This window comes from Streptomyces sp. NPDC028308 (assembly GCF_055565855.1).
The window spans coordinates 215,883-240,607 of sequence record NZ_JBVHTO010000005.1 but is presented as its reverse complement, the minus strand read 5'-3'; the positions used below and the strand labels follow the sequence as shown (position 1 = coordinate 240,607).

General features: G+C 73.9%; 13 protein-coding genes. 9 read left to right on the top strand and 4 right to left on the bottom strand.

The genetic code is table 11. From position 1 onward, the window contains the following. Positions 1–57: 57 nt before the first annotated feature. A complete protein-coding gene (locus ACZ4VA_RS13580; protein WP_468081301.1) occupies positions 58–2,070 on the bottom strand; it encodes an amino acid adenylation domain-containing protein in 2,013 nt (670 codons plus the stop codon). A 193-nt stretch (positions 2,071–2,263) separates the two neighbouring features. Between ACZ4VA_RS13580 and ACZ4VA_RS13575 the strand changes: the two genes are divergently transcribed. The 7 genes from ACZ4VA_RS13575 to ACZ4VA_RS13545 are packed head-to-tail and all read left to right on the top strand — an operon-like array spanning position 2,264 to position 19,188. Then, a complete protein-coding gene (locus tag ACZ4VA_RS13575) occupies positions 2,264–3,568 on the top strand; it encodes a condensation domain-containing protein (RefSeq protein WP_388904763.1) in 1,305 nt (434 codons plus the stop codon). Then, positions 3,558–10,169 (top strand): amino acid adenylation domain-containing protein, encoded by a 6,612-nt coding sequence (locus tag ACZ4VA_RS13570; protein WP_468081299.1) that lies wholly within the window; start codon positions 3,558–3,560, stop codon positions 10,167–10,169. Before ACZ4VA_RS13575 ends, ACZ4VA_RS13570 begins: the two co-directional genes overlap by 11 nt. Beyond that, positions 10,166–15,571 carry an amino acid adenylation domain-containing protein gene (locus ACZ4VA_RS13565; protein WP_468081297.1) on the top strand — a complete coding sequence of 1,802 codons (5,406 nt, stop codon included), beginning with the start codon at positions 10,166–10,168 and terminating at the stop codon, positions 15,569–15,571. The genes ACZ4VA_RS13570 and ACZ4VA_RS13565 overlap by 4 nt, the downstream gene beginning before the upstream one ends. After that, positions 15,568–16,707 (top strand): saccharopine dehydrogenase NADP-binding domain-containing protein, encoded by a 1,140-nt coding sequence (locus ACZ4VA_RS13560; protein ID WP_356164518.1) that lies wholly within the window; start codon positions 15,568–15,570, stop codon positions 16,705–16,707. The genes ACZ4VA_RS13565 and ACZ4VA_RS13560 overlap by 4 nt, the downstream gene beginning before the upstream one ends. Continuing rightward, a complete protein-coding gene (locus ACZ4VA_RS13555; RefSeq protein WP_468081294.1) occupies positions 16,704–17,780 on the top strand; it encodes a Gfo/Idh/MocA family oxidoreductase in 1,077 nt (358 codons plus the stop codon). Before ACZ4VA_RS13560 ends, ACZ4VA_RS13555 begins: the two co-directional genes overlap by 4 nt. After that, positions 17,777–18,553 carry a thioesterase II family protein gene (locus tag ACZ4VA_RS13550; protein ID WP_355789440.1) on the top strand — a complete coding sequence of 259 codons (777 nt, stop codon included), beginning with the start codon at positions 17,777–17,779 and terminating at the stop codon, positions 18,551–18,553. The genes ACZ4VA_RS13555 and ACZ4VA_RS13550 overlap by 4 nt, the downstream gene beginning before the upstream one ends. Continuing rightward, positions 18,550–19,188, top strand: coding sequence for an O-methyltransferase (locus ACZ4VA_RS13545; RefSeq protein ID WP_356164524.1), 639 nt, complete (start codon positions 18,550–18,552; stop codon positions 19,186–19,188). Before ACZ4VA_RS13550 ends, ACZ4VA_RS13545 begins: the two co-directional genes overlap by 4 nt. A 113-nt stretch (positions 19,189–19,301) precedes the next feature. Here ACZ4VA_RS13545 and ACZ4VA_RS13540 read toward each other — a convergent pair whose 3' ends face one another. Beyond that, on the bottom strand, positions 19,302–20,681 hold the full coding sequence (locus ACZ4VA_RS13540) for an FAD-binding oxidoreductase (protein ID WP_355793403.1): 1,380 nt from the start codon (positions 20,679–20,681) through the stop codon (positions 19,302–19,304). Positions 20,682–20,863: 182 nt separating this feature from the next. On the opposite strand from ACZ4VA_RS13540, the gene ACZ4VA_RS13535 reads away from it, so the two are divergent. Together ACZ4VA_RS13535 and ACZ4VA_RS13530 are read left to right on the top strand one after the other, a co-directional pair. Then, positions 20,864–21,196, top strand: coding sequence for a VOC family protein (locus ACZ4VA_RS13535; RefSeq protein ID WP_355793407.1), 333 nt, complete (start codon positions 20,864–20,866; stop codon positions 21,194–21,196). A gap of 5 nt (positions 21,197–21,201) precedes the next feature. Then, positions 21,202–22,395, top strand: coding sequence for a class I SAM-dependent methyltransferase (locus tag ACZ4VA_RS13530; protein ID WP_468081290.1), 1,194 nt, complete (start codon positions 21,202–21,204; stop codon positions 22,393–22,395). A 72-nt stretch (positions 22,396–22,467) separates the two neighbouring features. On the opposite strand, the gene ACZ4VA_RS13525 is transcribed toward ACZ4VA_RS13530, so the two are convergent. Then, a complete protein-coding gene (locus ACZ4VA_RS13525; RefSeq protein WP_356164530.1) occupies positions 22,468–23,337 on the bottom strand; it encodes an alpha/beta fold hydrolase in 870 nt (289 codons plus the stop codon). Between the two features lie 21 nt (positions 23,338–23,358). After that, complete coding sequence (locus ACZ4VA_RS13520; RefSeq protein ID WP_356164532.1) at positions 23,359–24,723, bottom strand: FAD-dependent oxidoreductase; 1,365 nt, start codon at positions 24,721–24,723, stop codon at positions 23,359–23,361. Between the last annotated feature and the right edge of the window lie 2 nt (positions 24,724–24,725).

Sequence of the window (24,725 nt, the reverse complement as noted above, 5' to 3'; positions counted from 1 at the left end):
CCGGGCGCCCGGTTGCCCCGGCGCCGGGGGCCGGTGGGGCGACGGGAACGTGCCCGCTCAGCGGGTGGAGAGCAGGTCGCCCAGCTCCGCCATCGTGGGCCGCTCGAAGATGGCCCGCACCGGCAGGGTCATCCCCCAGTCGTCGCGGACGGCCTTGGCGAGCCGCACCGCGAGCACCGAGTGCCCGCCACGGTCGAAGAAGTTGTCGCCCGGCTCGACCGTCGGCACCTCCAGGACCCTCGCGGCCAGTTCGCAGAGCGCGGACACCGGGTCGGCTCGGCCGGCCGGTTCCACGGCACCGGAGCCCGTGCCGGCCACCGTCCCGGCGTCGCGGCCCCGGGCGGCCGGTGACGGCGAGGCGGCGGGCCCGGCCGCCCGCTGCTCCAGGGCACGCCTGTCGATCTTGCCGTTGCTGGTCATCGGCAGGGCCGCCACCACCTCGACGCGGGAGGGCACCATGTGCGCCGGCAGGCGTTCGGCGAGCCGCCCGCGCAGTCCCTCGGCGAAGTCACCCGCGGGGTCGGCGCCGGGCACCACGAAGGCGACCAGGCGGGCCGAGTCGACCTCACCGGTGACCACCACCGCGCTCAGCCGCACCCCGGCGCAGTCCTCCAATGCCGCCTCCACCTCGCCCAGTTCCACCCGGAAGCCGCGCAGCTTGACCTGCCGGTCGGCACGGCCGGTGAAGTACAGCAGACCGTCCTCGCCCAGGTGACCGAGGTCGCCGGACCGGTACATCCGGCCGCCGGGACCGCCGTACGGGTCCGCGACGAAGCGCTCCGCGGTCAGCGCGGGCCGGTGCAGATAGCCGAGGGCCTCGCCCTCGCCGACCAGGTAGAGCTCGCCGTCCTCGCCGGGCGGGCAGGGCCGCAGGTCGGCGTCGAGCACCCGGACCTCGTTGCCGGGCCACGGTTCCCCGATGCTGACCGGCTCGCCGGGCCGCACCGGGCCCGCCATGGTCACGCCCACCGTCATCTCCGTGGGCCCGTACCCGTTGAACATGCGCCGGCCCGGCGCCCAGCGCGCCACCAGCGCCTGCGTGCAGGAGTCCCCGGTCGAGAGCACCACCCCGCCGGGGAGCACGCCGTCGGGATCGGTGGCGGTGAGCGCGACCGGGGGCAGCACGGCGTGACTGACCCGGCGGTCGATCAGCGTGCGGCGCAGGTCCTCGCCGGGCAGCACCCCGCGGTCGTCGGTGAGCACCAGGGTGGCGCCCGCCAGCAGCGCGAGGGTGAGGTCCCAGAAGCCGGCGTCGAAGTTGAAGGAGGCCCACTGCAGCACCCGGTCGCCGGGCCCGGTGCCGATCCAGTGCCGCTGCGCCGCCACCAGCGCGGCCATCCCGGCGTGCGGGATCACCACGCCCTTGGGGGTCCCGGTGGAACCCGAGGTGTAGATGACGTACACGGTGTCCTCGGCGCGCAGCGGCCGCCGGCGCTCCTCGTCGGTGACCGGCCCGGCCGGACGGGAGACGGGGTCCGGGGCGGCGAGGTCGATCGTCCGCAGGCCGGTGACGTCCACCGGCGGCGGACCGGTGTGCAGCAGGACCCGCAGCCCCGAGTCGGTCACCATGTGGCGCAGCAGCGCGGTCGGGTAGCCGGGGTCGAGGGGTACGTAGCCGGCGCCGCAGGCCGCCACCGCGAGCGCCGCCACGACCTGCCGGACCCCGCGCGGGACCGCTATGCCGACGAGGTCGCCGGGGCCGAGGCCGGCCGCGATCAGCCGCCTCGCCAGCCGGTTCACTGCCGCCGCCAGTGCGCCGTAGTCCAGGGGGCCGGTCTCGCTCTCCACCGCCGGCAGGTGCCGGTGCGCCGCCGCGACCCGGTCGAAGAGGGCGGGCAGGGTGCCCGTGACGGGTCCGGTGCCGGAGCCCGCCCGCGCGGGGTTCGCCGGGCGTACGTCGGGCCAGACGCGTTCGACGTACGCGCTCGCCCTGGCCCGGGAGGTCGCCGGCCGCTCCACCCGCCAGCCGGCGGGGGACGGCAGCCGGGCCGGCCACAGCGACCGCTGGCCGCGGGCGTTGCACAGGACCAGGTAGCTCTCGTCGGGGTCTTCGAAGGGGTTGGCTGGCATCGGGCGACCTCCCGTTGGACGGTGCCGCTGGACGGGACCGGACGCCCTGCGAGGGCGCCGCGCGCGACACAGGTGCCCTCACCCTGACCCGGGAGAGCGACCGGCCCGAGAGGCGAGAAAGGAACGTGAAGGTCCTCTCAGCTTTCTTTCAGGTCCGGCTGCCGGGGCCGCGCCCGTCGTTACGTTGCCGGACGTGACAGTCACCGAGATCCGTCCGTCCGTGGGCCAGACGCTGCTGTGGTTCCTCGACCGCTACCGCGGCGAGGAGGGCGCGCTCAACTGCCCGGTGCTGTGCCGGCTGCGCGGCGGGCTCGACCGCGACAGACTCCGTCAGGCGATCGACCACGTGACGGCCCGGCACGAGGCGCTGCGCACCACCTTCACCGGCGGCGGCCGCCGGCTCAAGGCGCTGGTGCACCCGCTCGTGTCGCCGGAGATCCGCGAGGTGGACCTCAGCGGCGAGCCGGATCCCGGGGTTGCCGCGGACCGGGCGGTGGCACGGGAGCTGGGCACCCGGATCGACGCGACCGAGAGCGCGCTGCGGATCACCCTGTGGCGGCTCGCCGCGGACCATCACGTGCTCTGTCTCAACATGCACCACATGGTCACCGACTCCTGGTCGTGCAACGTGATCTTCGAGGACCTGTGTGCCGCTCTGGACGGCAGGCCGACGGCCGAGGCAGCGGCGTACTCGCGTTTCGCCGAGGAGCAGCGCGAGACCCTGGCCGGGCCCTCGGGCAAACGGCTCAGCGCCTTCTGGGCCGAACGCCTGAAGGACGTGACGCTGCCCCCGCTGCCCATCCGGGAGGCCACCGCGGGCGCGCCGCGTGACACCAGGCTCGTGCAGCACGTCCTCGACGCGCCGACGGTCTCCGCGCTCGACGCCCTGGCCAAACGGGAGCGGTCCACGATGTTCGTGGCCCTGCTCACCGCCTACTACCGTGCCCTGCGGTCGGCCGGCGGCTCCGACGACCTGGCGGTGGCGACCCTGTTCGCCAACCGCGGCGCCGAGCACCGCCGCACGGTGGGTTTCCTCGCCAACATGGTCCTGCTGCGGACCCGGCTCACCGGCACCGACTTCACCGAGCACCTGCGGGCCACGCACCGCACGGTCATGGAGGCGTTCGTGCACCAGGCGCTGCCGTTCCAGATGCTTCCGATCAACCTCGGCGGCACGAGCCGGCGGCTGGACGACGTGGTCTTCCAGATGATGGCCGACCCCGTGTACTCGACCCGGGCCGGCGGTCTGGACATCGACGTCCTGGTCCCGGACGGCGTCGCCACCCGCTTCGAGCTGGAGCTGGTCGCCGTGCCCGACCGGGACACGGTGCGGGTGCTGCTCTTCTACAACCCGGACCGTTTCGCACCGGAGTTCGCCGAGTCCCTGCTGGCCGAGTACGTCGACGTCTGCACCACCGCCGCCCGCGGCGCGGCGCCCCACACCGACCAGACCGGGACCCGGTCCCGGCCGCGCACGGGAGGCCACGATGACCAGTGAGGCGACCACCGGACGCGCACTGTCCGCCGAGGAGATCCGCGACGCCGTGGCCGCGCGCCTGGAGCTTCCCGCCACGGAGGTCGGCTTCGAGGAGGACCTCGTCACCCTCGGCCTGGACTCGCTCGGGATGATGAACCTGGCGGCGTCCTGGCAGGAGGACGGGGTCGAGGTGTCCTTCGGCGACCTGGTGGAGGAACCCACCGTCCGCGCCTGGGCCGCCCTCCTGTCCGGCACCGACGACCCGGCGGCCCGGCGGGCGGAGTCCGGCGGTGACCCGGCCGTGGAATCCGGGGAGTTCCCGCTGGCTCCGATGCAGCACGCCTACTGGTCGGGCCGGCAGCCCGGGATGCCGCTGGCGACCGGATCGCACTTCTACTTCGAGTTCGACGTCACCGCCGACGTCGAGCGCTGGGACGGCGCGGTGGCCGCGCTGCGCCGCAGGCACCCCATGCTGCGTGCGGCCGTCGGTGGCGACGGAGGCCAGCGGATCCTGCCCGAGTGCCGGGGACTGGACGAGGTCGTCGACCTGCGCGGTCCCGAACGGGACGAACCGGACCGCCGGTTGGCCCGGCTGCGCGACCGGCTGTCCCATCAGACGCTGCCCGTCGGGCGCGGGGGCGGCCTCGACGTGCGGCTGGCGCTGCTCGCGGACGGCAGGGCCCGGCTCTTCCTCGACATCGACATGATCGTCTGCGACGCGTCGAGCTTCCGTGTCGTCATCGGCGACCTGGCCCGCCAGTACCGGGATCCGGACGCCGTGTCGCCGCCGCCGGCCCTCACCTTCCCCGAGTACCGCCGGCTCGTCGCCGAGGCCGCCCGGGAGCCCCGCGCGGCCGACGTCTCCTACTGGCGCGACCGCGCCGAGGACCTGCCCGAGGCACCGCGGCTCCCGCTGGCGAGCGCCCCGGAGCGGATCGAGCGGGTGCACACCGTGCGGCGCCACGCCTGGCTGGCGCCCGAGACCTACCAGCGGTTCGCCCAGCACGCGCGCAGCAGCGGACTGACCGTGTCGATGGCGGTCGCCGCCGTCTACGCCGACGTCCTCGCCGCGTGGAGCGAGGGCACGGAGTTCCTGCTCAACCTGCCCGTCCTGAACCGGCTCCCGGTGCACCCCGAAGTCGGCTCCGTGGTCGGGGACTTCACGGACCTGCTGCTCCTCCGGGTGGCGCCCGACGCGCGCCGCCCGTTCGTCGAGCGCGCCCGCGCGGTCCAGGAGCAGTACCGCCGCGACGCCACGCACGCGGCGTACGGCGGCACTTCGGTCCTGCGCGACCTGGCCCGGACCGCCGCGGGCGCCAACCGGCGGGCCGGCGTGGTGTTCACGAGCGCGCTCAGCCTGGGCGAACTCTTCGACGAGGCGACCCGCGCGGTGCTGGGCGCCCCGGTGTGGATGAGTTCGCAGACCTCGGGCGTGTGGATCGACCTCCAGCTCATCGAGCAGGAGGGCGGCATGCTGATCAACTGGGAGACGACGGAGAACCTCTTCGAGGCCGGGGTCCCCGAGGCGATGTTCGAGACCTTCGTCAACCGGGTCAGGCTGCTCGCCTCGCAGCCGAGCGCGTGGTGGGAGAGCCTGCCGGTACGGCCGCCCTCTCCGCAGCTCCAGGCACGCCGGCAGGCCAACGACACCCGCGCCGAGCTGCCCCGCAGAGCCCTGCACGAGGAGTTCTTCCGGCGGGCGGCCGAGCGGGGGGACGCCCCGGCGGCGGTCTGGGGCGACGGCGAGCAGCTGACGTACGCCGAACTCGGCGAGCGGGCGCGGCGGTTGGCGCATGTCCTGCGCGCCGCGGGCGTCACCGCCGGTGACCGGGTGGTGCTGACCCTGCCGAAGGGGGTCGAGCAGGTGGTCGCGGTGCTGGCGGTGCACGCGCTGGGCGCGGCCTACGTGCCGGTGGGCAGGGACCAGCCGCAGGCACGCCGGGACGTGGTCGCCTCCCGGGCGGGAGCACGCTGCGTGGTCACCGACGGCCGGGACGGCGCCGGCACCGACGACCGGGTCCCGCACATCGACGTGCGGTGCGGCACCGACCCCGAAGTACCGCTGCTGGAAGGGCTGGTGGACGTCTCGCCGGACGATCCGGCCTACGTGATCTTCACCTCCGGCTCGACCGGGGAGCCCAAGGGCGTGGAGCTGACGCACGCGGCGGCCCTCAACACGGTGGCCGCGCTGAACGAGCGCTACGGGCTGGGCCCGGACGACCGCACCCTGTGCCTGTCGGCGCTCGACTTCGACCTGTCGGTGTACGACGTCTTCGGCCCCCTCAACTGCGGCGGCGCCCTGGTACTGGTCGGCGACGAGGAGCGGCGCTCCCCCGAGCTGTGGCTGGGCCGGGCCGTGCGCGACGGCGCCACCGTCCTGAACTGTGTGCCCGCCCTGCTCGACATGGGTCTCACCACGGCGCAGTCGCGGCCCGAGTCGTCCACCTGGCCGTTCCGCCTGCATCTCCTGGGCGGTGACTGGGTCGGTCTCGACCTGCCCGGCAGGGTGCGCGCGCTGCGCCCCGACAGTGTGTTCGTGGCGCTGGGCGGCACCACCGAGACCGCGATCCACTCGACCGTCCAGGAGGTCACGGAGGTCGATCCCTCCTGGGCGTCGATCCCCTACAACGTGCCCCTGCCCAACCAGTGCTGCCGGGTCGTCGACGACCACGGGCGGGACTGCCCCGACTGGGTCGCGGGCGAGCTGTGGATCGGCGGCGCGGGTGTGGCCCGGGGCTACGTGGGTGACCCGGAGCTGACCGCGGCGAAGTTCGTGGAGGCCGACGGCGGGCGCTGGTACCGCACCGGTGACCGTGCCCGCTACCGGCCGGGGGCGGTGATCGAGTTCCTCGGCCGGGCCGACCTCCAGGTCAAGCTGAACGGGTACCGGATCGAGCTCGGCGAGGTCGAGCGTGCCCTGGGCCGGCATCCCGGTGTGCGCGACGCCGTGGTCACCCAGGTCGCCGGACACACCGGCGCGTTGTACGCCCTGGTGACCCCGGCCGGTGTCGACACCGAGGAGGTGCTCGCCCACGCCGGCCGGCACGTGCCCGCGTACATGGTGCCCGCCCGCGCCGTCGCCACCGACGAGCTGCCGCTGAGCCGCAACGGCAAGGTCGACCGCGCCGAGGTCCGGCGGCTGCTGGCCGGGGCGCTGGGCGAGCGGACGTCCGGCGGCGCGGACGCGGCACCCCGGGGCGCGGCGGAGGAGGCCGTCGCCGCGCTGTGGGCGGATCTGCCCGGCGGCCCGGAGATCGGCAGGGACACCAACTTCTTCCACATCGGCGGTGACAGCCTGCAGGCCACCCGCCTGCTCGCCGCGCTGCGCCGGGAGGGGTACGACGCGAGGCTGGGCGACCTGTTCACCCGGCCGACGGTCAGCGGTTTCGCCGCGACCCTGGCCCCGTTGGAGGGCGGCGCGGCCGAGGCCCCCCGGACGGTCCCGGCCGACCCGGCCCACCGGTACGAGCCCTTCCCGCTCACCGACGTGCAGCGCGCCTACTGGCTGGGCCGCGACCCCGACTTCACCCTCGGCGGCGTCGCGTCCTACTGGTACTGGGAGTTCGAGAGCGACCGGGTCGACCTGGAGCGGCTGGAGCGGGCCTGGAACCGGCTGGTGCGGCGGCACGAGATGATGCGCGCCGTGCTGGACGGCGAGGGCGGCCAGCGGATCCTGCCCGAGGTCCCGTACTACCGCTTCGCGGTCACCCGCACCACCGCCGCCGACCACGAGAAGGCGGTCAGCGAACTGGCGGGCATGGAGCAGCAGGTGCTCGACGTGACCTCCTGGCCGCTGTTCGACGTACGGGCCGTGCGGCGCGAGGACGGGCACACGGTGTTCGGCGTCGGCTTCGACTACGTGGTGCTCGACGCGCTGTCGATCATGACCATCTTCACCGAGCTGTCGGCGCTGTACGCCGACCCCGCTCTGGAACTCCCCGCGCTCGACCTTTCGTTCCGCGACTACCTGCTCGCCCGGCGCACCGACCCGGCGGCCAGGGCACGGGACGAGGAGTACTGGCTGGACGCGATCGAGGAGCTGCCGGCCGCGCCCGCGCTGCCGCTGGCCGTCGCCCCCGAGCACATCGGCCGGCCGCGCTTCGTGCGCGAGGAGTTCCGGCTCGACCCGCCGACCTGGGAGCGGCTGCGCCGGCGGACCGCCGAACAGGGGCTGACGGCCTCGACGGTGGTGGCGGCGACCTTCGCGGAGGTGCTGGCCGCGTGGAGCGCCGAGACCTCGCTGACGCTCAACCTGACGGTGTTCGACCGGCGCGACGAGCACCCCCATATCGGCCAGGTGGTCGGCGACTTCACCTCGCTGCTGCTGCTCGGTCACCACAGCCGCCCCGGCGAGAGCTGGGCCGACACGGTGCGGCGGCTGCAGGGACAGGTCTGGGAGGGCATCGAGCACAACAACGTCTCCACCACCTGGGTGCTCCAGCAGCTCGCCCGGCGCACCGGCGGCGGACAGACGCTGATGCCGGTGGTGTTCACCTCCACCCTCGGGGTCAGCGCGGGCTTCAAGGACCTCGAATTCGGCTTCGGCGAGCTGCGGCGGGGTCTGTCGCAGAGCCCGCAGGTCGCGCTGGACTGCCAGGTGGTCGAGCGCGACGGCGGCCTCGCCGTCAACTGGGACCACGTCGAGGGGCTCCACAGCCCGCAGGTCGTCCCGGCCGCCCTGGAGGCGATGCGCCGCCTCCTGGTGGAACTGGCCGACAGCGACTGGTCCCGCCCCGCCCCGCCGATCCGGCTCCCCGAGAGCCAGGCGAAGATCCGCTCCGAGGTCAACGACACGGCCGCCCCCTTCCCCGCCCGTACGCTGCACGAGCCCGTCTTCGACGTCGCCCGCCGCCGGCCCGACGCCGTCGCGGTCCGCTCGGCGACCGGCGAGGAACTGACCTACGCCGAACTGGCCGCCCGCGCGCTGCGCGTCGCCGGATGCCTCGCCTCACTCGGGGTGCGGCCCGGGGAGACGGTGGTCGTGTCGCTGCCGAAGGGACCCGACCAGGTCGTCGCGGTGCTGGGCGTGCTCGCGGCCGGCTGCGCCTACGTACCCGTCGGCGTCGGCCAGCCCGCCGCCCGCCGCAACCGGATCGTGCGTTCCGCGGGCGCCCGCCTGGCCCTGGTCGGGCCGGGACAGGACTCCGGCGCGGACTGGGACGAAGCCGTGCGGCTCGTGCCGGTGGCCGAGGCCGTGGGGGCGGAACCGGCGGCGGGGCCGGCGGCGGCCGATCCCGCGCAGCTCGCCTACGTGATCTACACCTCGGGCTCGACCGGCGAGCCCAAGGGCGTGGAGATCAGCCACGCGGCGGCCGCCAACACCATCGACGACGTGAACACCCGCCACGGTGTGGGGCCCGGCGACGTGACACTGCAGGTCTCCGCCCTCGACTTCGACCTGTCCGTCTACGACCTGTTCGGACTGCTCGCGGTGGGCGGCACCGTGGTGACCCTCACCGAGGACCTCCGCCGCGAGGCGACCGCCTGGGCCGCCCTCGCCACCGAGCACGGCGTCACCGTGTGGAACACGGTTCCGACGCTGCTCGACATGCTGCTGGTGGCCTGCGAGTCGGGCACCGGCCTGCCGCGGCTGCGCGTGGCGATCGTCTCGGGCGACTGGGTCGGGCTGGACCTGCCGGACCGGCTGAGGGCGGTGGCGCCGGACGCCCTGCTCGTCGCCATGGGCGGCGCCACCGAGGCCTCCATCTGGTCGAACGCCTTCGAGGTGGAGACCGTCGACCCCGCCTGGGTGTCGATACCGTACGGCCGCCCGCTCGCCAACCAGCGCTTCCGGGTGGTCGACGAACACGGCCGGGACCGGCCCGACTTCGTGCCGGGCGAGCTGTGGATCGGGGGCGCCGGAGTGGCGCTCGGCTACCGCGGGGACCCCGAGCGGACCGCGGCCTCCTTCGTGGTGGCCGACGGCGAGCGGTGGTACCGCACCGGCGATCTGGGCCGTTACCACCCCTCCGGCATCCTGGAGTTCCTCGGCCGCCGCGACCACCAGGTGAAGGTGCGCGGGCACCGGATCGAACTCGGCGAGATCGAGGCCGGGTTGCGGGAGCTGTCCGGCGTCGCGAGCGCCGTCGCGTGGGTCGACAGCGGCGCGGGGGCACGCCGGCTGGCCGCCGTCGTCACCCCGGAGCCGGGCGCCGGCCCTGCTCTGAGCCAGGCGGACCTGCCGGCCGCGCTCGCCGCGCGCCTGCCGGCCCACATGATCCCCGAGCACATCGCCGTGGCGGACCGGCTGCCCCTGACCGCCAACGCCAAGGTCGACCGCGCCGCACTCGCCCTCGCGTACGGCCCGGGCCGCGCGGTGCGGGCTGCGCCGTCCGACGACCGGCCGCGGGGCGAGACCGAACGCGTGGTGGCCGAGGTGTGGGCCGAGTTGCTGGAGGCGCCCGAAGTGGGCCGTTCGGCCGACTTCTTCGGCCTCGGCGGCGACAGTCTCGTCGCCACCCGCGTCGTCCAGCAGTTCTCCCGGCGCTTCGGCGTCGAGCTCTCCCTGCGGCAGCTCTTCAACCATCCGACCGTCGCCGCGATCGCCGCCGTCGTCGACGACGAGATCGCCGGCAGCCACCGGCACGAAGCGTCCGTCCGACTGGAAGAAGGTGTCCTGTGACCGCCGCCGACATCATCAGCGAACTCGAACAGGCCGGCCTGCACCTGTGGGAGGACGAGGGCAGGCTCCGCTTCCGGGGTCCGGAGGGGGCGATGACCCCCGAGCGCCGGAAGCTCGTGGCCGGCCGCCGCGAGGACGTGCTGCGGGAGCTGCGCGAGCGCCGCCCGCAGCAGGTCCGGCCCGACCCCGCCGCGGCCCACGAGCCGTTCCCGCTGACCGAGGTCCAGTCGGCGTACCTTCTCGGCCGCCGGGGCGCCTTCGAGTACGGCTCGGTGCCCTGCCACGCCTACGGCGAGCTGGAGTTCCCCGCGCTCGACCGGGACCGGCTGCGACGTGCCTGGCGCCGGGTGGTGGACCGGCACGAGATGCTGCGCGTGGTCATCGACTACGACGGCTACCAGCGGGTCCTGAAGGACCCGCCCGCCCCCGTGATCGCCTGGCACGACGCGACGGGCCTGGCGGGCCCGGCGGGCGAGGAGGCGCTCGGCGAGGTCCGCGGCCGGCTCTCCGCCGAGTCCAAGGACGTCACCGAGTGCCCGCTGTACACCCTGGAGGTCACCGAGCTGGCGGACCGCGCCGTCCTGCACTTCTCCATCGACTTCCTGATCGCCGACTACGTCAGCATCTACCTGCTGCTGGACGAGTTCGGCACCTTCTACGAGGACCCGGCAGCCGACCTCCCGGCGCCGGCGGTCTCGTTCCGCGACTACCTGCGGGCGGAACGCGCCGTGCGGCAGGGCCCGGCCTACGAGCGGGACCGCGACTACTGGACGGCGCGGCTGGACGACCTGCCGCCGGCGCCCGAACTGCCCCTGGTCGACCGGCCCAGCCGGCAGGGCCCGGCCGGCTTCACCCGCCGCGAACTGCGCCTGGAGCCGGCCGTCTGGTCCGCGCTGAAGGCCCGCGCCGGGGAACACGGGGTCTCGGCGTCGACGGCCGTGATGGCCGCGTACGCCGAGGTCGTCGGCCGTTGGAGCCGCCACCCCCGTTTCACCCTCGACGTGACGGTGCTCAGCCGGCTGCCCCTGCACCCGGACGTGGGCCGCGTCGTGGGCGACTTCACCTCCGTCGAACTGCTGGCCGTCGACGGCGGCCGCGCGGACACCTTCGCCGAGCGCGCCCGCAGGGCAGGCGAGCAGCTCTTCGAGGATCTCGACCACCGGCTGTTCTCCGGCGTGGAGGTACTGCGCGAGCTGACCCGCCGCCGCGGCCGGCAGGGCTCGATGATGCCCGTCGTGTTCACCAGCGCCATCGGGCTCTCCGACGGATCGGCTCCGGAGGGCATGATGCGGTCGCAGATCCGCAACGGCATCAGCCAGACGCCGCAGGTCTGGGTGGACTGCCAGGCGATGGAGGCCGCGGGCTCGCTGCTGGTCAACTGGGACGTGCGGGACGACACCGTGCCCGGCCCGGTGCTCGACGACATGTTCGCCGCGTTCCGCGGCCTGCTGCACCGGCTCGCCGAGGACAACGGCGCGTGGGACGGCGACCCGCTCACGCTCCCCGAGCACCAGGCGCGGCGCCGGGCGGCTGTCAACGACACCGCGCGGCCGGTCCGCGAGGCCCTGTTGCACCAGGCGCTGCTGGACCAGGCGCGCCGCCGACCGCACGCGACGGCCGTGATCGACCACGGCGGGAGCGTGGACTACGCCACGCTGACCGGCCGCGCCGCCGCCGTGGCCGCGGCGCTCGCCGAGCACGGCCACACACCGCAGCAGCGCGTCGCCGTGGTGCTGGAGAAGGGCTGGGAGCAGATCGCGGCCGCGCTCGGGGTGCTGCTGGCCGGTGGCACGTACGTGCCGATCGAGGCGGGCCAGCCCGACGCCAGGCGCGACAGGATCCTCCGGTCCGCCGGCATCGGCCTGGTGGTCGGCCACAGCGCGGTCGCGGCCGGACTGCCCGCGGGGATCGCGCGCGTCGACGTGGACCGGCTGCCCGAGTCGTCCGCCGGCCTTCCCGAGGCGGTACCGGTCTCCCCGGGGGACTCGGCGTACGTCATCTTCACCTCCGGCTCGACCGGCGAACCCAAGGGGGTGGAGGTCAGCCACCGGGCCGCGGTGAACACCCTGGACGACGTCTGCCGCAGGTTCGGCATCGGTACGCACGACGTCGCCCTGGGGCTCTCCAGCCTCGGCTTCGACCTGTCGGTCTTCGACATCTTCGGCGTCCTCGGCCGGGGCGGCACCCTGGTGCTTCCCGACCCTGCGCGCCGCAGCGACCCCTCGCACTGGGGCGAGCTGATCACCGGGCACGGCGTGACCGTGCTGAACACCGTGCCCGCCCAGATGATGCTGCTGGAGGAGTACCTGCGCGGCGAGGGCCGCGAGTGCCCCGGCGTCCGGCTCGGGATGATGTCGGGCGACTGGATACCCGTGACGCTTCCCGACGCCGTCCGCGCCCGCCTCCCCCGGGTGGAGCTGTACAGCCTCGGCGGCGCCACCGAGGCGGCGATCTGGTCGATCGTCCATCCGATCGGCGAGGTCGACCCGGCGGCGCCGAGCATCCCGTACGGCACCCCGCTGGAGAACCAGCGCTTCCACGTGCTCGACTCCGCGCTGCGGCCCAGCCCGGACCTCGTCGTCGGCGACCTCCACATCGCCGGCGCCGGCCTCGCCGAGGGGTACCTCCACGACCCGGAGAAGACCGCGGCGAGCTTCTTCGAGCTGCCGGACGGCGAGCGCGTCTACCGCACCGGCGACCTCGCCCGCTATCTGCCCGACGGCACGCTGGAGTTCATCGGCCGCGCCGACCGGCAGGTCAAGATCCGCGGCCACCGCATCGAACTCGCCGAGGTGGAGTCCGCCCTGGCCGCCGACCCGCAGGTCGACGCGGCGGCCGTCACCACCGAGGGCGAGCGCAACGACCGCAGGCTGGTCGCCTTCGTCTCGCCGTCGACCGCCGACCCGGCCGGCCACGCGGTCGACGCCGGGCTGCGGCCCGAGGTGCTGGCGGGCGCCGACGAGATCCGCGACGGAGTGGACACCGCGAAGGTCGTGGAGTTCGCGGCCGTCCTCGACGACGCGGCGCTGCGCCGCATGGTCGACGTGCTGCGCGGGGAGGGCCTGTGGCCCGACGCCGCCGCACGCCACAGCACCTCCGAGATCATGCGGCTGGCCCGGGTGGCGCCCAAGCACGAGCGGCTGGTGCGCCGCTGGCTCGCCGCGTGCGTGGAGAACGGCTACCTGGACAGGGCCGCGGACGGCACCTTCGGCTGCCTGCGCCTGGTGACCCCCGAGGACGTCGAGGATGCCTGGGCCGAGGTCGACCGGCTGCTCCCGGAGGCCAACGACCGCCCGGAGCTGGTGAATTACTTCAAGCTCGCCGCCGCTCACCTGCCGGAGCTGATGCGGGACGAGCGGGACCCGCTGCGGATGCTCTTCCCCGAGGGGGACCTGAGCATCCACGAGGCCGCCTACATGGAGGGCTTCCTCTCCCGCTACCTCAACCGGCTGGCCACCGGAACCGTGCTGGGGGTCGCCCGGCGCAACACCACCGGACGGCCGCTGCGCGTGCTGGAGGTCGGGGCCGGGGTCGGCGGCACCAGCGTCGACACCATTCCGGCGCTGGACGGTGAGAACGTGCGTTACACCTTCAGCGACGTGTCCCAGTTCTTCCTGAACAAGGCCGGTGAGCGGTTCGCGGACCATCCTTGGGTCGACTACGCCCTGTTCGACTTCAACGAGCCCTTCCGCGAGCAGGGCGTGAAGCCGAACTCGGTGGACGTGATCCTGTGCGGCAACGTCATGCACTACGCGAAGGACGCCCGCGCGGTGCTGCGCCGGATGCGCGAGGCGCTGGTGCCGGGCGGGTGGCTGGTCTTCATCGAGACGACCCGCGACAACTACCAGATCCTCACCTCGATGGAGTTCCTCTTCGACGCCACCGCCGGGGACTTCCAGGACGTACGGCACGGCAAGGACCAGACGTTCATCGGCCGCCGGCAGTGGTACGACCTGCTGGCGGAGGCCGGAGCCGAACTGGAGCTGTGCGTACCGGAGTCCGAGGACGAGCTGGCCCGGATCGGCATGCACGTCTTCGCGGCCCGCTTCAAGACCGACCGCGAACCCCTCGACACCGAGGTGCTCACGCGGCGGCTCGCCGAACGGCTCCCGGCGGAGATGATCCCGTCGCGTTTCGAGGTGCTGGACGCGCTGCCGCTCACCGCCAACGGCAAGGTCGACCGCGCCGCCCTCTCCCGGTGGGCCGAGCAGCACCGTACGGCCGGTGCGGCGGCCTCGCCGGACGGCGGGCAGGAGGCCGGTGAACTGGAGTCGCGCGTCGCCGAGGTGTACGCGGAGGTGCTGCGCGAGCCGGAGGTCCCGCTGGAGACCAACTTCTACGCCCTGGGCGGGGATTCGCTGCTCGCCGCCCAGCTCGTCACCGCGCTGCGCGACCAGGTTCCGGCCGCGGCCGACGTCTTCTTCGACGAGTTGCTCCGCGAGCTGCTCGGCGGTGCCTCGGTGCGCGAGCTGTCCGCCTTCCTCCAGCAGGGCGAGGGACCGGCCGAGGAGACCACGGCGGACGCCGAACTCGCCCTGTCCGGGGCGGCGGACGCGCTCGGCAACCCGGTGCACGTCCTCGTCGGCGACGGTCTGGGGGGCCAGGCCGAGCGGCTGGCCGCGGGTCTCGGCGCACTCGACCCGGTGATCGTCGTGCCCCCGGTCCGGGTGGCCGAGGGTCAGCGGCTGGACGACCTGGCCCAGGACGTGGTGGCGCGGGTGCGCGCACTGAGCCCGGGCCCGTTCCACCTGGTCGGCGCGCACAGCGGGGGCGTACTGGCGCTGGCCGTCGCCCAGCAACTCGTCGAACTGGGCGCCCCGGTGTGCGGGCTGACGCTGCTGAGCAGCTACCCGCTCCCGGCCACGGTCCGCGACGACGTGCTCGAAGAGGCGCTGTTCTGCCTGGACCGAGGGCTGGACCCGGCCGCCCTGGGATACCCGGACGTCGCCGGGATCGGCCGGACGCTGGCCGTGCTCGCCCCCGCCGGTGACATCCCGCCGGGCGCGCCCGCCGCGCTGGCGGAGCGGGCCGAGCCCGGACTGCGGGCGGCGGGCACGGCGGCGGCCGACCGCGCCGCGATCCCGCGCGAGAAGCGGCTCGCCCAGATCGCGGAGGCGCTCGGCCGCGGCGCGGACGAGATCGCCGAACGGCTCGTACGCGGCCGTGCGCTCGCGCGCTGCGTCGCCGACCACGACCCGGGGGTCTTCACGGGGGAGGCCCGCCTGCTGGTCCACGAGGAGGAGTCCCCCGTCTGGCCCGCCATGGCCGCCGACATGACCGAGCTGTGGGAGTCGGTGTGCGTGGGAGGGCTCCGGCGGCAGACGGTGCCGGGCGACCACTTCACCTGCCGTGAGCTGGTCACCCCCGGCGTGATCGACCTGCCCGAGGAGGAGAACGCGTGAGCGAGCACAGCATCCCGGAGGTCGCGGTCGTCGGCGCCTACGGTGCCGTCGGCGCCGCCGCCGTACGGGCGATCGCGGACCGTCGGCCCGGCACGGCCGTCCGGCTCGGCGGACGCGACCGGGCGCAGGCCGAGTCCCTGCTGCACAAGTCCGGCCTGCGTGGCGCGGCCGTCGAGGTCGACCTGTACGACGGCAGGTCGCTGGCGGAGTTCTGCCGCGGCGCCCGGGTGGTCCTCAACTGCGCGGGCCCCTCCTACCAGGTCCTCGACCGGGTGGCCTGGGCGGCGGCGGCCGCCGGTGCCGACTACGTCGACCCGGGCGGCGACGAGCCGCTGCTGGAGGCGCTGACGCGGCCGGGCACCTTCACCGGCACGGCCGTGATCACCGCCGGGATGCAGCCCGGGCTGACCGGCCTGCTCCCCCGTCACCTGTGCGCCGGCATGAGCGACCCGCGGCACCTCACGGCGTACGTCGGCACGATGGACCGGCTGACCCCGGCCGGCGCCGCCGACTACCTGCTCTCCATGGGCGGCGCCTACGGCGAGGCCCGCGGCGCGATCAGGGGCGGTGTCCGGGTCGAGCGCGAGCTGGAGCCTCGGACCGGTGTCGAACTGCCCTACGCGGACAACCGGGTCGACGTCTATCCCTACCTCAGCTTCGAGTCGGCGCGGCTCCCCGAGGCCACCGGGCTGACGGAGATCGACTGGTACAACGTCTTCGACGGCGGCGCCCACATGATGAACTGCCTGAGCCGGCTCCAGGGCGCGATGCGCGGTGAGTCCGCGCTCGCCGAGGCGGCCGGGGAACTCACCCGCGCGGCGGCTCTCGACCTGTTCGGCAGGAGCCCCTTCCAGCTGATGCTCTTCGAGGTCACGGGCACCGACGCCGGGCGTCCCGCCACCCGCGGCCTGGCCCTGCGCGCCGGCGACACCTACGCCCTGACCGGGCTCGCCAGTGCCCTGGCCGTGCTCGCGGTGCTCGGCGGCGAGGTCGCCCCGGGGGTGCACTTCGGCTCCGACGTGCTCGACGCCGGGACGGTGCTCGCCGCCCTGCGCGCCGAACCCGCGGTCACGGTGCTCGACATCGTTGACCGGCCGATCCTCGCGGCCCGCGCGACGGAGGAAGGGGAGCTGTGACCCGCCCCCGTGTCCTGGTGGCCGGCACCGGTTTCGGCCGGGCCTATCTCGCGGCCTTCGAGCGGCCGGACCTCGACTTCGAATTGGCCGGGATCCTGGCGTCCGGGAGTGCCCGCAGCAAGGCCTGCGCCGAGCACTACGGCGTACCGCTGTGGTCGACGGTCGACGAGGTGCCCGACGACGTGGACCTGGCCTGCGTGGTCATCGGCGGGGTGATGAACGGCGGCCCCGGCCCGGGGATCTCGCAGGCCCTGATGCGCCGCGGGATCCACGTGCTGCAGGAACATCCGCTGCACCCCGACGAACTGGTCGCGTGCCTGCGCGCCGCGACCGAGTCCGGTGTGGTGTTCCGGCTGAACACCCACTATCCGCACGTGGAACCGGTGCGCCGCTTCATCGCCGCCGCCCGCGCTCTGGTGGCCCGGCAGCGGCCGCTCTTCCTCGACGTGACCTGCGCCTTCCAGGTGCTCTACACGGTCTTCGACATCCTGGGCCAGGCACTGGGCGCGATCCGTCCGCACGGCGTCGACGGAGTGCTCGCGGGCGCGGAGGGCGATCCGTACCGGAGCCTGACCGGCCGGTTCGCCGGCGTCCCGATGTCCTTCCGGCTGCAGAACGAACTGGTGCCCGCCGATCCGGACAACTACAGCCACCTGTTCCACCGCATCACCCTGGGCGCGGAGGGCGGCCACCTCACCCTGGTCAACACGCACGGCCCGGTGGAGTGGAGCATGCGCCCGCACATGCCGGGCGACATGAAGGAGCTGGTGCGCTTCGCCGACTCGAACGCCCCTCATCTGCGGGTGCCGAGCGTGCAGCACCTGGGGCCCGCGGAGGGCGCCCCGTACACCGAGGTGCTGCGCGACCTGTGGCCGCAGGCCACGGCGCGGGCCATGCGGGCGGTCTGGGACGACGTGCGGTCGGGTGCCGACAGCCGGGGGCACGTGCAGTACCACATCGCCCTGGCGAAGCTGGCGATGCGGGTGACCGAGGCGTGCGGGCCGGTGCGGCTGCACCACCCCCAGGCGCCCGAACTCCTCTCCACCGCCGACCTGCTGGAGGCCAGGACATGAACACCGACGTCCCGAATCCGTGGCTGCGCGGCTACTTCCCGCGGCCCGGCGCCCGGCGGCGGGTGGTGTTCTTCCCGCACGGGGGCGGCGCGGCGACCTTCTACCGGCCGCTCGCGCGCGAACTCCCCGACGTGGCCGAGGGGTTGGTGGTGCAGTATCCGGGGCGGGAGGACCGTATCGGCGACCCCTGCTGCACCGACATGCCCGGCCTGGTGGAGCCGTTGGCCAAGGCGCTGGCCGAACTGGACGACAAGCCCGTGTGGTTCTTCGGGCACAGCATGGGCGCCTCCGTCGCACACGAGGTCACCCGCCTCCTCGGTGCGGCCGGCGGGACCCTCCCGGAGCGGCTGGTCGTTTCCGGTCGCCCCGGCCCGGCCCGGCAGCGGCCCGACGACAAGTACCTTGACGACGAACGGCTGTGGGCCGACGTGTGCGTGCTCGGCGGCACCGACGAACGCCTGCTCCGGATGCCGGGCGTGCGCGAGATGACGCTGCCGGTGCTCCGGGCGGACTACCGGCTGCTGGGCACCTACCGGGCGCGGGCCGGCCGGGATCTCTCGGTGCCGGTGAGCGTCTGTTACGGCGCCGAGGACCCGGAGGTCGACGCGGAGGGCGCGGCGGCCTGGGCGGCGGTCACCTCCGCCGACACCGAACTGGTCCGGTTTCCCGGCGACCACTTCTACCTGCGCGGCGCCGGCCGGGCGGAGCTGGCTGACTGGCTGACCGAGCGGCTGTGCCGGCACGCCGGGCACACGGGAAGGAACCGAGGATGATCGTACGACCCGTCGTGGAGAAGTACGCCGAGGAGGCCTCCTCCCCCGCGCCCCCCTGGCTGGCCGGGCTGGTCGCCGACACGGAGGCCGGGACCGAGCTGCCGGCCATGATGGTGGGCAGCCTGGAGGGCGAGTTCCTGGCCGCCCTGGTGTTCGCCCTGCGGCCCCGGCGCATCCTGGAGATCGGCACCTTCACCGGCTACTCCGCGCTGTGCATGGCCGAGGCGATGCCGGCCGACGCCGAACTGCACACCTGCGAACTGAGCCCGCTGCACGCCTCCATCGCGCGCAAGCACTTCGGGGCCTCGCCCTGGGCCGGGCGCATCCATCTGATCGAGGGCCCGGCCCTGCCGGCGGTGCGGGACCTCCCGGGACCCTTCGACCTGGTCTTCATCGACGCGGACAAGCCCGGCTATGTCGACTACTACGAGGCGGTGCTGCCCAAGCTGTCGCCGCACGGGCTGATCCTGGCCGACAACGTGCTCCAGTTCGGCGGTGTCGCGAACGAGCGTGACCAGCAGCCCGACACCGTCGCCATGCGCGCGTTCAACGCCCACGTCGCCGCGGACCCCCGGGTACGGCAGAGCGTGCTGACCGTGCGCGAGGGCGTCACCGTGATCCGCCTGGCCGGCTGACCGGCACCGCGCACGGCGACGGCGCCCGGACCTCACGGGGAGGTCCGGGCGCCGTCGTGCGCCGGGCCGGCGGCCCCGGGGGACGGGCACCCGCCCGGGACCGCCGGCGGCCTTCAGCTCGCGGGCTTGATGTTGTTGTTGGTGTGGAAGAAGTTGTCGGGGTCGTAGGCGGCCTTGATCCGGGTCAGCCGCTCGTAGTTGGAGCCGTAGGCGTCCTCGATCCGCTCCGCGGAGTCGGCCCCGAGGTGGTTGGCGTAGACCGCGCCGGTGGTGTACGGCAGCAGTTCCGCGTAGACCTTCTCGGTCCACTCGACCGCCTCCTGGTCCTTGGCCGGGTCGGTCCAGGAGGTGAGGATGCTGGTCAGGTAGCCCTCGCGGTGCAGGAACGGGGTCTGCGCCGCGGGCACGTTCGACATCACTCCGCCCATCAGGCCACCGCCGACCAGGCTCCGTTCGGAGGGGGCGTTGACGAACCCGTCGGCCAGGATTTGCAGCGGCTCGTCGCGCAGTTCCGGCAGGAGGAAGGAACGCGGGTAGTACCGGTGGCCGGCGACGGTGTTCTCGTCGAGCATCCGCTGCACCGCCACGTAGGGCATCGCCCCGCAGTGGTCCAGCAGCGCGCCGGTGCCCAGCCCGCGCATCTGCCCGATGAGGCTCTCGGTGGAGTCGTCGGGAGCCGCGTGCACGAAGCCCAGGCCGATCGCCGGCTCGCCGCCCGGGGCGGTGAGGAAGGCGAAGGAGGTGGTCAGCTCGTCGGGGGCGCTCCGGTTGAACTCGTCGAGCCGCCGGGCCACTTGGACCGTCTGGTCGATGGGGAAGGCGAGCAGGCCCGCCATGCAGTCGCCCTGCGGGTGGAGGTCGAACTCGAAGCGGGTGGCCACGCCGAAGTTGCCGCCGCCCCCGCGGATCGCCCAGAAGAGGTCGGGGTGGTCCTGCTCGGTGGTGGTCACCAGTCGACCGTCGGCGAGCACGAGGTCGGCGGAGACCAGGTTGTCCACGAGCAGGCCGCGGTAGCGGGCGAGCCAGCCGAGGCCGCCGCCGAGGGTGAGACCGCCGATGCCGATGTACGACTCCTGGGAGCCGGTGACGGCCAGGCCGAAGCTGGTCGTCTCGGCGTCCACGTCGCCCTGTTCGAGTCCCGGCTGGACGGTCAGCCGGCGCTTCGCGGGGTCCACCCGGATGCCGCGCAGCCGCGAGGTGTCCAGCAGCAGTCCGCCCTCGACGGTGCCGGTGCCGGCGAAGCAGTGCCCGCCGCCCTTGATCGCCAGCTCGATGCCGTTCTCGCGCGCGAAGTCGACCACCTTGACGACGTCGGAGGCGCCGTCGACCTGCACGATCGCCCCGGGGTTCTTCTGGAAGTAGCCGTTCCAGATCTGCTTGCGCTCGTCGTAGTCGGCGTCCTGTGCGGTGATGGTCCGGCCCCTGATCGCCTCACTCAGCTCCGCGAGCTTGGATTCCGGGATGGCCTTACCGGTCGCGGTGACGAGTCCCACGTCAGTCCTCCTCATGCGGTTGGCGGGTTCGGCCGGCGCGTCGGGCTCGTGCGAGGGGGCCGATGGAGACCGAACGTACGGCCGCGGGACAGCGCCCGACGCGGGGGTGAAAGAGGGTGGAAAGGCGCCTCGGCGCGCGGGGAGTGCTGGTTACGCTGGCGCACATGTCTGCACTCCGCGCGATGCCGCTGCTCACGGTCAGTGATCTCGAATCCGCAGTAGCCGCCCACATCAGGGTCACCGGGATGGAGGTGATCATGAATCACGGCTGGATCGCCACCCTCGCCCCGCCCACGGACCACTCCGTGCAGGTCAGCCTGATCACCAAGGACCCCACCGGGCCGGTGAACCCCTCGGCCTCCATCGAGGTGGAGGACCTGGACGCGGCACTGGCGGGAGCCCGCGCCGCCGGCCTGGAGATCGTGTACGGCCCGGCGGACGAGGAGTGGGGCGTCCGCCGCTTCTTCTACCGGGACGCCGACGGCAACGTCGTCAACGTCCTCGCCCACCTCTGACCGCCGTGTCCCCCGCATTCCGTCACACCCCTCCCGGAGCCCGCTCCGCGGCTCCCCGTTCCGGTTCCGGCACGCTGCCCGGACAGCGGGGCGGGCCCGCCGACGAATCCTCCGAGTCCGCGCAGGCCTTCTCCGTACGCCTCTTCGGCGCCGGGCTCGCCTCGGCCGAACTGATGACCTGCTTCCTGGGCCTGGAACTGGGGCTGTACGCGGCACTGCGCCGCACCGGCCCCGCCACGGCCGCGCGGGTGGCCGAGGAGAGCGGTCTCGACCCCCGGATGGTCCGGGAGTGGCTGGAACAGCAGACCTGCGCCGGTGTCCTGACCGTCGACGCGCCCGGAGCCGCACCGGAGGCACGGCGGTTCACCCTGCCTCCGGCCCACGCCGAGGCCCTGCTCGACGCCGAAAGCCCGAACTGGATCGCACCGCTGGTGGTGATGCCCGTCGGCGGCATGGCCGCCGTGCTGCCGCAGCTGGTGGAGGCCTACCGCGAGCGCCGAGGACTGCCCTACGCGGCCTACGGGGACGCCCTGCGCGGTGGCCAGGCGGGCCTGAACCGCGGGGTCTTCGAGCACCATCTGCCGGGCTGGATCAGCCGGCATCTGCCCGACGTCGACGCCCGGTTGCGCGTGCCCGGAAGCAGCATCGCCGACGTGGCCTGCGGCTCCGGACTGTCCACCCTGGCGCTGGCCCGGATGTTCCCCGACGCGCTGGTGCACGGGATCGACCTGGACGAGGCGTCGATCCGGGACGCCGAGGCGAACCTCGCCGCGGCCGGTCCCGGAGAGCAGCTGTCCGAGCGGGTGCGCTTCAGCACCGGTGACGCCGGCGGAGCCGAACCGGCCGGGCACACCCTGGTCTGCGTGTTCGACGCGCTGCACGACATGTCCGCACCCGTCGACGTGCTCCGGGCCTGCCGCCGGCTGCTGGCTCCCGGCGGGACGGTGCTGCTGATGGAGCCGTCCGTCGGAGAGCGGTTCACGCCGGCCGCCCCGGACAGCGAACGCTTCCACTACGCCGTCAGCGTGCTGCACTGCCTGCCGGTCGGGATGAGCCGGACACCGAGCGCGGCCACCGGCACGGTGATGCGCCCGGACACCGTGCGCGCGTACGCCGCCGAGGCGGGCCTGGAGACCCGGGTGATCGACGTGGGGCACCCGTTCCACCGGCTGTACCGGCTCACGCCGCGCCCGCGGTGAACGACCGGTGGCGTCCGTACGGTTCCCGGCGCCGGACAAGGAGACCGGGAACCGTACGGACGCGACCGGCGGTCAGGGCTCCTGGGGCCCGTCCTCGGAGGGCCGGCGCGAGCCGCGCGGGACGCCGACCTTGCCCGAGCGCAGGTAGTCGGCGACCAGCGCGTTGACCTCGGTGGGCTTCTCCAGCAGGGAGGCGTGGCCGCAGTTGCGGATCTCGGTGTACTCGGCGGTGGGGATCAGGTCCGCCAGCTCCCGCGACAGGTGCCGGGGCGCGACGATGTCGTGCTCCATCCCGACGACGAGCAACGGCACGCGGACCCGGGCCACTTCCTCGTCGGAGGGCCGGAAGGCGGTGCTCGCCTCGGCATGGCCGATGGCGCCGTGACCGCCCGACTCCGCGAGGCCCGCCAGTCCGTCGAGATAGGGCGCGATGAACTGGTCGCGATTGAGCGCGCGCGGCCCGAAGAGGTACATCGCGCGGAAGGTGCCCTCCAGCAGGGCCGGGACCTTGTGGCCGTTCTTGAGCCGGTCCACCGCCTCGGCCTGGATGGCCTGTTGCAGCTTGCCGGGCTTCCACGGCACCCCGATGAGCGCGGCCCGCTCGATCAGGTCGGGGCGCTTCATCGCGAGCTCCAGCAGGATCATCGCGCCCACCGAGTAGCCGATGTAGGTGCAAGGGCCGAGCTCCAGGGCCTCGTTGAGCGCGGCGAGGTCCTGTCCGAGCAGTTCCACCGTGTACGGCGGAGGGGTCTCCTCCGAGGGATGCACTCCGCGCAGGTCGAAGGTGACGACCCGGTAGCCGGCCTTCGTCAGCTGCGGCACCTGCATGGTCTCGAACAGGGACGCCTGGTGCTGGCCGGGCACGAGCACGACCACCGGCCCGTCCTCGGGCCCGTAGAAGTCGTAGCTCAGCGTGACGTCCGTGGGCAGGGTGACTTTCATGGTGTTCCCTTCTGTGGGCGCTCAGCCGGTGAGCAGGCGCTCGAAGTCCTGACGACTGGGTCCGACGCGGTCGCGGCTCAGGTCGGGGTGTTCGCGCACGAACGCGAGCACGCGGCGGGCCACCTTGCGGTCCCTCATCAGCTCCGCGGGGGTGAGCAGCATGTGGTAGACGCGCTCGGCGGCGACGCGGACGTGCTCGTCGTCCTCGCGCAGGACGGCCAGGGCGGTGAGGACGCGGGAGGTCAGCGAGTCGTCGTGCGAACCGCCGGCGAGTTCGGCGAGGCGGGCGGCGTCGGTGGCGACCTGCTGCTCGAACCACTGCCCCAGGCACCGGTCGGTGGACGCGTGGGTCTCCAGGGCCCAGGCGGCCGGCTCCTGTCCAAGCCGGCCGAGTTGGTCGGCGACGGTCCGGGCGTGGGCCAGGCCGAGCGAGACGCCGCGGCCGAAGGTGGGGTTGGTCTGGGCGCACGCGTCGCCCACCAGGGCGTAGCCGGTGACCAGTGGGGCGCCGCCAGCCGTCAGCGACCGGTAGCGGTTCTCCAGGCCGGCCATCGGCAGGGGGTCGCCGACCGGGGTCGCCCCGTCGAGCCAGTCCCGCACCGGAGCCACGCTGGCCAGGAAGCGGAGGTAGACCGCGCGGTCGAGCAGTCTCCTTCGCGCGGGGTCGTGGGAGGACACCGTCGTGGACAGGTGGAAGCGGCCGTTGTCACCGGGGAAGGCCAGCACCGTGGCGAAGTCGAGTTCGTGCACCACCGGCGCCCGCAGGGACGGGAACCGCCCGCCCTCCCTCAGCGCGAACTCCTGGGCGATGTAGGAGAAGCCGCACGCCTGGGCCCGCTCGCGGGGAGGGGCGCCTCCGATCGCGGTCAGCCAGGCCGCCGCGGCGGATCTGCGGCCGGTCGCGTCCAGCACCACGTCGGCGGTCACCTCACCGGTCTCCGCGAGGCGGACGCCGTCCACGTGGGGGATGCCGTCCGGCGCCCCGGCACAGAGCAGGCCGGTGGCCCGGTCACGCAACAGCGTGACCGCCGGATCGGCGGCGGCCCGACGCCTGAGGGCGGCCTCGAAGACGAGCCGCCGGCACAGCAGGCCGAGATCGCCGTTCCCCGTCTCCAGCGTCACGGGCACCGCGCCGCGGCCGGTCAGGTCCGCCAGCACCTCGGGGCACTCCTCGCGCAGCACGCCGATGCCGAGCCCCAGCAGGGCGTGCCCCTGGCGGGCGTGCGGCACACCGCGCCGTTCCCAGCCGGCCACCTCGGCGTGCGCACCGCCCTCCGGTGGCGGGCCGTCCCGCTCGACGAGCGTCACCCGGTGGCCGCGGCGGGCGGCGAACGCCGCGAGGCCGAGGCCGGCCACCCCGGCGCCCAGCACGACGATGTCCGCCACGG

Excerpts from the sequence above, each read along its gene's own strand:
- ACZ4VA_RS13580 (WP_468081301.1), bottom strand. The coding sequence starts at position 2,070 with ATGCCAGCCAACCCCTTCGAAGACCCCGACGAGAGCTACCTGGTCCTG.
- ACZ4VA_RS13545 (WP_356164524.1), top strand. The coding sequence starts at position 18,550 with ATGATCGTACGACCCGTCGTGGAGAAGTACGCCGAGGAGGCCTCCTCC.
- ACZ4VA_RS13525 (WP_356164530.1), bottom strand. The coding sequence starts at position 23,337 with ATGAAAGTCACCCTGCCCACGGACGTCACGCTGAGCTACGACTTCTAC.
- ACZ4VA_RS13535 (WP_355793407.1), top strand. The coding sequence starts at position 20,864 with ATGCCGCTGCTCACGGTCAGTGATCTCGAATCCGCAGTAGCCGCCCAC.
- ACZ4VA_RS13550 (WP_355789440.1), top strand. The coding sequence starts at position 17,777 with ATGAACACCGACGTCCCGAATCCGTGGCTGCGCGGCTACTTCCCGCGG.
- ACZ4VA_RS13570 (WP_468081299.1), top strand. The coding sequence starts at position 3,558 with ATGACCAGTGAGGCGACCACCGGACGCGCACTGTCCGCCGAGGAGATC.